This is a genomic window from Tabrizicola sp. (assembly GCF_041911175.1).
Lineage (GTDB): Bacteria > Pseudomonadota > Alphaproteobacteria > Rhodobacterales > Rhodobacteraceae > Tabrizicola.
In genome coordinates, this window is record NZ_JAYRPN010000035.1 from 1 (window position 1) to 11693 (window position 11693).

The following is an 11693-nucleotide window of genomic DNA, read 5'->3' on the forward strand; positions in this document are numbered from 1 at the left end:
GGCGAGGGCTTCGACTGGTTCTATGCATCCGCCGCCGACAGGTCGGCCCAGATCCGCACGCCGATCACGGACGGTGCCGCAGGCAAGCCTTGGGTGTTTCGCTACAAGGATCTGCGGGCCTGGTGGTCGAACCCCCATTTCAACAGGCCGGGCGGGGTGGAAAGCGGCACGCCCACGGCATGGGTGCCGCAGTCAAAGCCGGTCTGGTTCACGGAACTGGGCTGCCCGGCCATCGACCGGGGCACGAACCAGCCGAACGTCTTCTTCGACCCGAAGTCCTCGGAGAGCTTCACCCCATACTTCTCCCGTGGCTGGCGAGATGACACGATCCAGCGTGCCTATCTCGAGGCCAGTTACCTCTGGTGGGGTCAGGGCGCGAACAATCCGACCTCATCCGTCTACGGTGGCCGGATGGTGCATGTCCCCGAATGCGCCGCCTGGACCTGGGATGCGCGACCCTATCCCTTCTTCCCCGAACTGACCGGCGTCTGGACCGATGGCCCGAACTGGCGGCTCGGGCACTGGCTGACCGGGCGGCTCGGTGCGGTGTCGTTGGCGGCCCTTGTGCGTCATCTCTGCCTGAGCGCTGGGCTTGATGAGGCGTTGATTGACGTCACCGGCCTCTGGGGCGCGGTCGAGGGCTATGTGATCGTCGCGCTGGAAAGCCCCCGCGCGTCGATTTCCACGCTGGCCCGGCATTTCGGGTTTGACGCCATCGAGTCAGAGGGGGTGATCCGCTTCGTCATGCGCGGCCGTGCCTCGACCGCTACGCTGGCCATCGATGATCTGGTGTCCAGCCGCGAGGGTGAGGCTCTTGAGCTGACCCGCGGCCAGGAGACGGAACTGCCGCAGGCCCTGAAGTGGCAGGTCGCGCGGGCGGACGAAGACTATGACGCGGCCCTCGTCGAAGCCCGCCGCATCACCGTCGATACGACCCGCATCGCGTCCGAGTCCTTCCCCATTGCGATCCCGCCCGAGGAGGCCGAACGCCGCTGCCGCCGCGCGCTGATGGAGGCCTGGATCGGCCGGGAAAGCGCCACCTTCCGTCTGCCGCCCTCGCGCCTCGCCCTCGATCCGGCCGACGTCATCCGCCTCGTCCACGACGGCCGCGAGGTGGAGTTTCGCCTCGTCTCTGTGGCAGATGCCGAGGCGCGAGGCATCGAAGCCGTCCGCCAGGACCGTGCCGCCTACGATCTGCCGCCCGGTGATCCGCGACCGGCCTCGCTTTCGAGCCCCGTCGTCTTCGGCACGCCGGAGGTGGTGATGCTGGACCTGCCGCAGATTTCCGAAGACCAGCCTGCCCATCGCCCCCTAGTCGCCGCCCATGCCAGCCCCTGGCCGGGCGAGATCGCGGTCTTCCGCAGCGCATCACCCGACGGGTTCGCGTTGCTGACCACCTTCGGCAGTCGGGCGCGGATCGGCACGCTGGCCTTCGAGTTCTTTCCGGGGCCGACCTCGTGCTTTGATCTCGGCAACGCTCTGGTGGTCGATCTCCTGTCCGGAACGCTGGAAAGCGTGACGGACGTGGCGCTGTTCGGCGGGGCGAACGCACTGGCGGTCGAGACTGCCGCTGGCCAATGGGAGATCGTCCAGGCAGGCGCGGCCGAACTGATCGCCCCAGGCCGGTATCGCCTGACCCGCCTGTTGCGCGGCCAGCGCGGAACGGAACAAACCATGGGCAACCCGGCTCCGGCTGGCGCGCGGGTGGTCGTACTGGACGCCACACTGGCTTCGCTGCCCATCGCCGAGGCCGATCTCGGACTGCCTTGGAACTGGCGGGTCGGCCCGGCCGCGCGCTCTGTCACGGATGACAGCTACTCCGCGCTGGGCTTCACGCCGACCGGGCGGGGCCTTGTCCCCTTCGCTCCGGTTCATGTCGAGCAGCCATGGCGAACGGCCCGCAGCCCGGGCGATCTGACGATCCGTTGGACCCGGCGGTCACGGGCGCTGGTGGCCGACGCCTGGGAACAGGTCGAGGTGCCGCTGGCCGAGGACCTAGAAAGCTACGAAGTCCAGATCCTCGATGGCGCCGCTGTCAAGCGGACGCTGACCAGCACCACGACCTCCGTCCTCTACACATCCGCCCAGCAGACCGCCGATTGGGGTGCGCCGCTCGGGCCAAGCCAGACGCTGGCGATCCGCATCTTCCAACTTTCGAACCGCCTTGGCCGCGGCACGCCCACCGCGGTCACGCTCAAATTCTGATCCCAACCCACGGGAACCCAAATGTCCGACACCTCGACCCATCTGGGCCTGCCTTACCTTCTGGCGGCGCAGGCGCAGAAGCATGTCACCCACAACGAGGCCCTGCGCCTGCTCGATGCCATGGTGCAGCTCTCGGTCCTGGACCGCACGCGCACCGCGCCCCCGGCCAGCCCCACCGACGGCAACCGCCATCTTGTGGCCTCCGGCGCCACCGGCCTTTGGGCCGGGTGGGATCTGAACATCGCCTTCTGGGTCGACGGCGCGTGGATCCGGCTTGTGCCGCGCACCGGCTGGCTGGTCTGGGTCGCGGCCGAGGGGCTGTTCCTCGTCTGGACCGGCAGCGCCTGGGAAGTGGTGAGCGAGCCGCGCGACGTGTCGGATGCAGTCTTCAGCCTGGTGAACGATGCGGACCCGACAAAGAAGGCGACCTTCTCGCTGGCGGGGATCAGCACGGCCACCACGCGCAGCTTCACCCTACCGAATACCTCGTCTGAACTGGCGATCCTCGCGGGCACCCAGACCTTTACTGGCAACAAGACCTTCTCTGGGACGCTCACGGCGTCTGGAACCGTCACTGTTTCGGCCACCAGCGCCTCGATCGGCACGGCGACGACGACGGCCACCTATGGGATGGGCACTGGTGCGACGACCACCGGCATCACCAAGACGGTGAACCTCGGCACGGGCGGGGCATCCGGGTCGACGACGGTCGTCAACATTGGCTCGGCCTCCGCCGGAGCGGGCGGATCGACCGTCATCAACACGCCGACCGTCACCTTCGCCAATGCCGTGACGCAGGTCGGCATGCCCCAGGCAAACCTGACCGCGCAGTTCTTGGGCCTCGGCGGGGCCACGGCCGACAGCTACAACCGGCTGTCGGTGAACACGCCCGCCGTCCTTCTGAACAACGCGGGCGCGGGCATCGAGGCGACGGTCAACAAGGCCGCCGCCGGGAATGACGCGGCCTTTGCCTTCAAGACCGGCTTCTCGGCCCGCGCCCTCATCGGGTTGCTCGGGAATGACGATTTCAGCTTCAAGGTCAGCCCGGATGGATCGGCCTTTTTCGACGCGATCAGGATCGACCGCACCAGCGGTCAGGTAGAACTGCCGCAGCCCACGGTCTTGCCAGGTCTGGCCGCAGCGCCATCGCCGCCGCCCGCAGGCAAGGCCGCCCTCTATGCGCGCAACCGCGCCGGGGCGCCGTGGATCGACGTGATGCGCCCCTCTGGCCGGGACTTTCCGCTCCAGCCGCATTTCGGGGTGAACCGGATCGCGACCTGGTCGCCTTCGGTCACCACGACCATCACCACAGAAGGCATGCCGATCACCTCGGTCGGCACCGTGTCGCACCCGACCCTCGCAGCCACGAACCTCGCCGCCTCAATGCGGCGATGGCGCCTGACTTCGGCGGCCGTCGTGGACTCGGTCGCCGACCAGCGATCCGCAGGCTGGGCCTGCTGGCGCGGGAACGCGGCGGGCCTCGGCGGCTGGACCTTCGTCACGCGGATCTCGCTGACGACCCTGCAGGCAACTGGCATGGGGTTCTTCGGCCTCTATGGATCGACGGCCGCGCTGGCCACCACCCTGACGCTGGCCGCCGCCATCAACTGTATCGGCATCGGCTTCCAGCGCGGGACCCACACCCGATGGCAGCTTGTCGCGAACGACGGCACCGGGGCGCCGACCCTGACTGACATGGGCGCAAGTTTCGCCATAGCGACGGGCGGGGTGCTGACCCTGTTCATCGCGGCCCCGCCGAATGGGTCATCCGTCTGGGTGCGCGTGGTCGATGAAGTGTCTGGCGCGGTCTTTGAGCAGGAGATCACCGCTGACCTGCCCGCCGCGACGCAGTTCCTGTCGCCGCGGCTTTTCCTGAACACCGGCGCGACGGCCGCCGCCGTCGCCTACGACTGCGCCGGTGTCTACCTCGAAACTGATTTCTGACCAACCGCAGCCTGCGGCAATGAAAGGACCATCATGAACGACCAGACCACTCTCGCCGGGGAGGTCGCGCGGGCCTTTCGGGACCACGGGATCACCGCCGCGCTGACCGCCCTGATCGGTGGCACCATGGCCTTGATCGCGGCGATCACGCGCAAGGCCTTCACCAACGAGGCCCTGCTGGATCGTCTTGATCGCGAACTCATCACCGAACGCGACCGCTCCGACAAGCAGCGCAGCGAAGATCGCAAGGTGGATGGCGACCGCCTCGACCGGATCGAGACGGACATCCGATCCATGCGGGACATGCTCTTCGACGCCTTCCAGCGCGGCCGATCAGACTGACCGCCTGGCGACCACACCACAACGAACATGTCCCCCGCCCAAGAGGCGGGTTTTTTCATCTGGAGGATCCACCATGCCGACCCTGACCTACCCCCACTGGCGCGACGTGCCCGCCAACACCTGGCGCTGGCCGAACTTCTCGGCCGCCGAGATCGCCTGCCGCGGCACCGGCGCGATCAAGATCAACACCGCGGCGATGGACAAGCTGCAGGCCCTGCGCGATCGGCTGGGCAAGCCGCTGATCGTGCGCTCGGCCTACCGCAGTCCGGAACACAATCGCTCCGTGGGCGGGGCCCCTGCCTCGAAGCACATGCAGGCGACCGCCTTCGACATCGCCATGTCCAACCACGATCCCGCAGCCTTCGAGGCGGCGGCGCGGGCGGTCGGGTTCCTCGGCTTCGGCTATTACCCCCGCTCGGGCTTCATGCACATCGACCTCGGCCCTGCCCGGTCGTGGGGCGATCCCTTCCCGGCGCGACCCGTGCCCTTCGCCCCGGAACTGCCGCCCGCGCGCGAAGTCCTCTCGGAAAGCCGCACCCTGCGCGGGGGCGGCGCGGCTGGAGCGGCGACCGTCGGTGCGGCTGGGGTGGATGCTGTGAGGGGCGTCCTCGCCGAAACCCAATCCACCATCCAGCCACTGGTGCCCTATCTCGACACCCTGCGCTGGGTGCTGATCGCCATCGCGCTGATCGGCATCGCCGTCACCATCCACGCGCGGCTCGACGACTGGAAGCGGGGCCAGCGGTGATCAGCTGGCTTCTGACCCATGGCCCGGCGCGAAAAGCGCTGGGCCTCATCCTCACCGCAGCAGCGATCCTGCTTTCCCTTCTGAACCTGCGCCGTGCCGGTGAACGCGCCGGGCGCGCCGCCGAACGGCTTGATGCCCGAGAGAGAAACGATGCCATCCAACGCCAGATGCTCGACGCCGCCGCCCGCCGCCCTGCTGATCGCGATGCTCTGGCTGACCGGCTGCGCGACGGTAAGTTCTGAGACCAGCGCGCCCTGCCCGCCTGTGGTCGAGTACACCGCAGCAGATCAAGCGCGGGCCGCCGACGAGGTCGAGGCGTTGCCGGAAGGGGCCGTCGTCGTCCGGATGCTGAGCGACTACGCTGCGTTGCGCGACCAGGCGCGCGCGTGTCGGTGATGACCGCACGAAAGATCATGCAGTATTGCCTCTCTCAGGGTTGTCCTATCACAACGATAGTTATATCGTTTATCGACGATTAACGAAGCCATTGGAATCACGCGTGCCTCAGAACGATCACCTTCCAGCTCTGGCAAAGGCGCTGGCTCATCCGGCCCGTCTTCGTATCCTTCGGCTTTTGCTGGCCACCCCCGGCTGCATCGGCGGTGACATCGTGGATGCTGTCGGCCTGGCACAGTCCACGGTGTCGGAACACCTACGCATCCTCAAGGCGGCGGGGATCATCTCGGGCGAGATCGACGGGCCGCGCGTGTGCTATGCGCTGAACCCCGATGCGCTGGCCCCGCTGGCGGAGTTCATCGCCAGCCTGACACCGCCCCCCGGCGATGCCTGCTGCGTTCCCACCCGGAAGGAAACCACATGAGTCTGTTCGAACGCTGGCTGACCCTATGGGTCGCCCTCTGCATCCTGGCGGGCCTTGTGCTGGGCAACCTCGCGCCGGGCCTGTTCGGTGTGCTGGCCGGGCTGGAATACGCCTCGGTCAACCTTGTGGTGGCCGTGCTGATCTGGGCGATGGTCTATCCGATGATGATCGCCATCGACTTCGGCTCGCTGAAGGATGTCGGACGACGCCCCAAGGGGCTGATCATCACGCTGGCGATCAACTGGCTGATCAAGCCGTTCACCATGGCGGCGCTGGCGGTGCTGTTCTTCAACCACCTGTTCGCCGGGCTGATCGATCCGGCCAAGGCACCAGAATACATCGCGGGGCTTATCCTGCTGGGTGCGGCCCCCTGCACCGCAATGGTCTTTGTCTGGTCGCAGCTGACCAAGGGCGATCCGAACTACACGCTGGTGCAGGTCAGCGTGAATGACCTGATCATGGTCGTGGCATTTGCGCCGATCGTGGCCTTCCTGCTGGGCGTGACCGACATCACCGTGCCGTGGGAGACGCTGATCCTGTCGGTCGTCCTCTACATCGTGATCCCCCTGATCGCCGGAGCACTGACACGGCGAGCCTTGATGGTGCGCGGGGGTGAAGCGGCGGTGTCGGACTTCACGGCGCGGATCAAGCCCGCTTCGGTCCTCGGCCTGCTGCTGACCGTCGTTCTTCTCTTCGGCTTTCAGGGGCCGGTGATCATCGCTCAGCCACTGCTGATCGCGCTCATTGCCGTGCCGATCATCATCCAGTCCTATGGGATCTTCGCGCTTGGCTATGCCTGGGCCTTTGTGTGGAAGCTGCCCCACAAGGTGGCAGCGCCCTGCGCCCTGATCGGTACGTCGAACTTCTTCGAACTGGCAGTGGCGGTCGCCATCGGCCTGTTCGGCCTGAACTCGGGCGCGGCGCTGGCAACGGTGGTGGGCGTCCTCGTCGAAGTGCCGGTGATGCTGTCCTTGGTCGCCTTTGCCAACCGCACCCGTAACCGGTTCCCGGCATGAGCTTTCCCGTCGTCATCCACCACAACCCCGATTGCGCGACATCGCGCAACACCCTCGGGATCATCCAGGCCGCCGGGTATACGCCCATCGCCATCGACTATCTGAAGGAAGGCTGGACCCGCCCGCAGCTTCTGGCGCTGTTTGCTGCGGCGGGCCTCACCCCGCGCGATGCCTTGCGCATCGCCCGATCGCCTGCCGAGGAGATGGGCCTGACTGCGGCCGACGTGACAGACGACCAGCTACTGACCGCGATGGTGGCCCATCCGATCCTCGTGAACTGGCCCCTCGTCTGCACGCCCAAAGGCGTGCGCCTGTGCCGCCCGTCCGAGACGGTGCTGGACCTGCTGGACCGCCTGCCTCCCGGTCCGCTGGCAAAGGAGGACGGTCAAATGATCATCGATGCCGAAGGAAACCGCCTTGTCTGACCAGCACTCCGACACGCCCAACATCGATGACGCACTGTTCTTCGGCATCGACCGCGACCGGTTGTTCAGCGGCGCGCCCTCGGTCCACCCAGCGCGCATTCTGATCCTCTACGGCTCGCTCCGAGCCCGCAGCTTTTCCCGTCTGGCGGCCGAGGAAGCGGCCCGCATCCTGACGCGGCTCGGGGCCGAGGTAAGGATGTTCAACCCGTCCGGCCTGCCGCTGGTCGACGACGGGGTCGATGCGACCCACCCGAAGGTGCGGGAACTGCGCGATCTTTCATCCTGGTGCGAAGGGATGGTCTGGTCCTCGCCAGAGCGCCACGGTGCGATGACCGGTCTGATGAAGACGCAAATTGACTGGATCCCGCTGTCCGAGGGTGCCGTGCGACCGACCCAAGGCAAGACGCTGGCGGTGATGCAGGTGTCGGGCGGCTCGCAGAGCTTCAACGCCGTGAACCAGATGCGTGTCCTTGGTCGCTGGATGCGGATGCTGACGATCCCCAACCAGTCCTCGATCCCAAAGGCGTTCCAGGAGTTCGACGAGGCCGGGCGCATGCGACCGTCGCCGCTCTACGACCGGATCGTGGACGTGATGGAGGAATTGATGAAGTTCACCCTGCTGACCCGTGACCGGGCCGATTACCTCGTGGACCGCTATTCCGAACGCAAAGAAAGCGCGGAGGCGCTGATCAAGCGGGTGAACCTGTCGGCGGCGACCTGACACTAGCCGTGACGCCAGACCTTGACCGAGGATACAAGCAGGATGGCGACCAAAACGGGCAGCAGCACGACCTCGGGCACGATCCCCAGAAGCTGGCCGCCGACGGCGACGCCGATCACTGACCCCAAGGCCATGAACAGCACGAAGCCCTGATTGCGCGCTAGAACCGTGAAGCTGTCGTCGCGACTGTATCGGGCGAACCCGACCAGCATGGTGGGCAGGCTGATCGCCAGCGACAGGCTGCCTGCGAGTTTCAGGTCGATCCCGAACAGAAGGACCAGCGTGGGGATCAGCAATTCACCCCCCGCAACGCCCATCAGCGAAGCCACGATGCCGATGCCGAACCCTGCGACAAGGCCCGCGACGATCTGCGCAGGTCCGGTGACAAGGGCAGCGGGCGACAGGGTCGTGATGTGGCTGAGCGCGAGGACTGCCGCGATCAGCACCAAAAGCCCGGCCAGAACGCGATAGAGAGTGCGGGATTTCATCCGCACAGCGAGCCCGGCCCCGATCCATGCGCCAAGCAAGCTTCCCGCGAGAAGGTTCAGGATGATCGGCCATTCGGCCAGCACCTGATCCAGCGGCACGGTTCCCGCCCGGAACGGCAGCGCTGTGGCCACCACGATCAGACTGGTCGCCTTGTTCAGGATCACCGCATCAAGAGCTGCAAATCCGAACATGCCGATCAGGAGTGGAAGACGGAACTCTGCCCCGCCAAGCCCGATCAGCCCGCCGACTATGCCGACGGCTGCTCCAGCCAATACGATCCGCGGCCATCCGACCATACCTGCCCCCCAATTGAACCTGTTACACCTTGCGGCGCAGGCTTCCCTCGAGCGGCACGGCTGATGACAGCGTGTTCGAGATGGTGCCGTATTTCAAGATGTTGCGGTGCAACAGATCAAGGCGTTGGTCAGTCTCGGCACTCTCGACGACGATCGCATACCGGATCAGCATCAGCTTCGGTGGCGCGTCCTGGCGGATCGCTTCCAGCGCAACCTCGGCGCCATCGATCTGGAAATTGAGCATCGGCGTCACCCGCTCGATCCCCTTCAGCATGCAAGCGGCAAGTGCCGCCAGCAGCAGTTCCACCGGGTTCATCGCATCGCGCCGCCCGGCCAGATCGGTGTCGAGCGCGACTTCGGCCTCTTTCGCCACGGCAAGACTGCCATGAGCATCGATGCGGCGGGCGTGGACGCGATACTCCATCAGATGAGCTTTCCGATTTCTTCCGCCGTCAGCACCTTGCCGGTCGAGACGACCTTTTCGTCCACCACCAGCCCCGGCGTCGACATCACCCCATAGGCGGCGATTTCGGCAAAGTCGGTGACCTTGATGATCTCGGCCTCCTTGCCTGCCGCTGCCGCGGCTGCCTTGGCGTTTTCGCCAAGCGTTACGCATTTCTTGCAGCCCGAGCCGAGGATCTTGATGATCATGATGCGGTCCTTTCTCAGATGAACCAGTTGGAAATCGCGTTGAAGATCAGCCCGATGGACAGGATGCCAAGCGTTACGACGCCGGTGAAGGTAACAAGGAGCGGCATCTTCACCACGCGCTTGAGCATGATGAGCGACGGTAGGGACAGGGCGGTCACCGCCATCATGAAGGCCAGCACAGTGCCAAGGCCCACGCCCTTGCCGACCAGCGCCTCGGCGATCGGCAAGGTGCCGAAGATGTCGGCATACATGGGAATGCCCACCAGCACCGCCACAGGGACCGACCACCATTTATCCTGTCCGAGCAACGCCGAGATCACGTCGGCAGGCACCCAGTTGTGGATCGCGGCCCCGATGCCGACGCCGATCAGCACGTAGGGCCAGACGCGATGGACGATCTCGACCACCTGATTGCGCGCATATACCAGCCGGTCCCATCGGGTCATGGTCGCGGCTTCGCCCGAGACGGGGACGGTGCGGACGAATTCCGCGACCTGACCCTCCATCCCCAAACGGCCGATGATCGTCCCGCCCACAATGGCCACCACCAGCCCGACCACCACATAGGCAAGGGCAATCGGCCAACTGAAGATCGAGGCCAACAGGATCACCGAGGCCAGGTCCACAAGCGGTGAGGAGATAAGGAAGGAGAACGTCACCGCGAGTGGCAGGCCAGCGGCGGTGAAACCGATGAAGAGCGGGATCGACGAACAGGAACAGAATGGAGTCAGCGTGCCCAGAAGGGCTGCGAGCGTGTTGGCGCCCAGGCCCGACCGACCGCCGAGCATGGCGCGGGTGCGTTCCGGTGGGAAATGGCTTTGGACATAGGAGATGGCGAAGATCAGCACCGAGAGCAGGATGAAGATCTTGATCACGTCATAGACGAAGAACTGCACTGACCCGCCGATCCGCGAGGCAGGGTCCAGCCCGATGGCCGCCACGCCCGCGCCCACCAGATCGTTGAGCCAGGTCATCCGCAGCAGTTGGTCGTTCAGCCAGCCGAACACGCTCATTCCGCCCGCTCCGTAACCATGATCGGCCGCTCCAGCGCGGATTCAACGAGGCGTGCGAGGGATGGCGCCAGTTCTGGGTTGATCCGGTAGCGCACCCATTGCGCGTCGCGCCGGTCCAGCACCAGTCCCGCTTGCTTCAGCACTTGCATGTGCCGCGACATCCGGCTTTGGGTTGCACCCAGCTTTCGCATAAGCTCGCAGACACAGTGTTCCGAGCCGTCTGCCAGCAGGCGCATGGCTTCAAGGCGGGTCGGTTCGGCAAGGGCAGACAGAACGGCCAGGATCATTGGAGGCGCTCCACTTCATGCGCATCTGCGCATAGGCGGGCGTTCCGTGCCGTGATCTGGATCAAGCGAAGCGAGGCGACGACCATTCTACGACGCGCGAGAAACGCATCCAGCGCGAACAAGGACAAAAAGGGACGTCGTGCAACTTGCCTGCGTGTTTGTTTTTGCTGATCCTGAACACACGAAAGCGGAGCGCATCATGTCTCAGGCTAGGACGGTAATCATCCGCATCAGCGGTGCGCTGAGCGAGTTCATCGCGTCGAACGTTGGCGAGAACGGCTCCTACGAGAACACCAGCGAGTACGTGCACGACCTGATCCGGCGCGACAAGGAGCGGGCGGAACGGGAGGCGTTTGATCGTCTGAAGGCTGAGCTGACGCGCGCTTTCGCGGCTCCTGAGGAAAGCTATCGGCCGTTGAGCGCTGCTGACGTGATCGGTCGATTCCGGGATGATCGGGGCGCCTGATCGGCGCTGCCCGGAACGCAAAAAGCCCCCTTGTGGGGGGCCTTGTGTAACGTTGAGTTGTTGTTGAGGTAAACGCGTTTGCTTATACACAAGCGAAACGATCAACATTTAACTATTTGATGTTACGTAATTTTTTGGTTGCGGGGGCAGGATTTGAACCTGCGGCCTTCAGGTTATGAGCCTGACGAGCTACCGGGCTGCTCCACCCCGCGCCAATTTCGGCCCGGAACAATCAATCGTTGCAAGGGGCCACATCGTGCCGAGAGATAC

15 protein-coding genes and 1 tRNA gene are annotated in these 11693 nt (G+C 65.4%); 10 read left to right on the forward strand and 6 right to left on the reverse strand.

Features of this window, described 5'->3' with window-relative positions:
- The 9 genes from ACE3P6_RS04335 to arsH form a co-directional block, all read left to right on the forward strand.
- Positions 1-2205 (forward strand): glycoside hydrolase TIM-barrel-like domain-containing protein (locus tag ACE3P6_RS04335; protein ID WP_374391932.1); only part of this gene is annotated, 2205 nt, incomplete at its 5' end.
- 21 nt (positions 2206-2226) lie between these two features.
- Positions 2227-4149: a DUF2793 domain-containing protein gene (locus tag ACE3P6_RS04340; protein WP_374391934.1), complete on the forward strand. Its 1923-nt coding sequence runs from the start codon at positions 2227-2229 to the stop codon at positions 4147-4149.
- Between the two features lie 33 nt (positions 4150-4182).
- The gene (locus ACE3P6_RS04345) at positions 4183-4491 is read left to right on the forward strand and encodes a hypothetical protein (RefSeq protein WP_036707062.1); all 309 of its coding nucleotides are present in this window, start codon (positions 4183-4185) and stop codon (positions 4489-4491) included.
- A gap of 73 nt (positions 4492-4564) precedes the next feature.
- On the forward strand, positions 4565-5239 hold the full coding sequence (locus ACE3P6_RS04350; RefSeq protein ID WP_374391937.1) for a YcbK family protein: 675 nt from the start codon (positions 4565-4567) through the stop codon (positions 5237-5239).
- Positions 5236-5481, forward strand: a complete 246-nt coding sequence (locus tag ACE3P6_RS04355; protein WP_374391939.1) for a hypothetical protein — start codon at positions 5236-5238, stop codon at positions 5479-5481. Before ACE3P6_RS04350 ends, ACE3P6_RS04355 begins: the two co-directional genes overlap by 4 nt.
- 257 nt (positions 5482-5738) lie before the next feature.
- The gene (locus ACE3P6_RS04360; protein ID WP_197474265.1) at positions 5739-6059 is read left to right on the forward strand and encodes a metalloregulator ArsR/SmtB family transcription factor; all 321 of its coding nucleotides are present in this window, start codon (positions 5739-5741) and stop codon (positions 6057-6059) included.
- Positions 6056-7075 (forward strand): ACR3 family arsenite efflux transporter, encoded by a 1020-nt coding sequence (gene arsB / locus ACE3P6_RS04365; protein WP_374391941.1) that lies wholly within the window; start codon positions 6056-6058, stop codon positions 7073-7075. The genes ACE3P6_RS04360 and arsB overlap by 4 nt, the downstream gene beginning before the upstream one ends.
- Positions 7072-7500, forward strand: coding sequence for an arsenate reductase family protein (locus ACE3P6_RS04370; protein ID WP_374391943.1), 429 nt, complete (start codon positions 7072-7074; stop codon positions 7498-7500). Before arsB ends, ACE3P6_RS04370 begins: the two co-directional genes overlap by 4 nt.
- Positions 7493-8221: an arsenical resistance protein ArsH gene (arsH, locus tag ACE3P6_RS04375; protein ID WP_374391945.1), complete on the forward strand. Its 729-nt coding sequence runs from the start codon at positions 7493-7495 to the stop codon at positions 8219-8221. Before ACE3P6_RS04370 ends, arsH begins: the two co-directional genes overlap by 8 nt.
- 2 nt (positions 8222-8223) lie before the next feature.
- On the opposite strand, the gene ACE3P6_RS04380 is transcribed toward arsH, so the two are convergent.
- The 5 genes from ACE3P6_RS04380 to ACE3P6_RS04400 are packed head-to-tail and all read right to left on the reverse strand — an operon-like array spanning position 8224 to position 10957.
- The gene (locus ACE3P6_RS04380; RefSeq protein WP_374391947.1) at positions 8224-8982 is read right to left on the reverse strand and encodes a sulfite exporter TauE/SafE family protein; all 759 of its coding nucleotides are present in this window, start codon (positions 8980-8982) and stop codon (positions 8224-8226) included.
- Between the two features lie 46 nt (positions 8983-9028).
- Positions 9029-9430, reverse strand: a complete 402-nt coding sequence (locus ACE3P6_RS04385; protein WP_374391949.1) for an OsmC family protein — start codon at positions 9428-9430, stop codon at positions 9029-9031.
- Complete coding sequence (locus ACE3P6_RS04390) at positions 9430-9657, reverse strand: thioredoxin family protein (RefSeq protein WP_374391951.1); 228 nt, start codon at positions 9655-9657, stop codon at positions 9430-9432. The genes ACE3P6_RS04385 and ACE3P6_RS04390 overlap by 1 nt, the downstream gene beginning before the upstream one ends.
- Before the next feature lie 14 nt (positions 9658-9671).
- On the reverse strand, positions 9672-10670 hold the full coding sequence (locus ACE3P6_RS04395; RefSeq protein ID WP_374391953.1) for a permease: 999 nt from the start codon (positions 10668-10670) through the stop codon (positions 9672-9674).
- Positions 10667-10957 carry an ArsR/SmtB family transcription factor gene (locus ACE3P6_RS04400; protein WP_374391955.1) on the reverse strand — a complete coding sequence of 97 codons (291 nt, stop codon included), beginning with the start codon at positions 10955-10957 and terminating at the stop codon, positions 10667-10669. The genes ACE3P6_RS04395 and ACE3P6_RS04400 overlap by 4 nt, the downstream gene beginning before the upstream one ends.
- 199 nt (positions 10958-11156) lie before the next feature.
- Between ACE3P6_RS04400 and ACE3P6_RS04405 the strand changes: the two genes are divergently transcribed.
- Entirely contained in the window at positions 11157-11423 is a 267-nt protein-coding gene (locus tag ACE3P6_RS04405; protein WP_374391957.1) for a type II toxin-antitoxin system ParD family antitoxin, read from the forward strand.
- 135 nt (positions 11424-11558) lie between these two features.
- Here ACE3P6_RS04405 and ACE3P6_RS04410 read toward each other — a convergent pair.
- Positions 11559-11635 (reverse strand) — tRNA-Met (locus ACE3P6_RS04410).
- Positions 11636-11693: the final 58 nt, after the last annotated feature.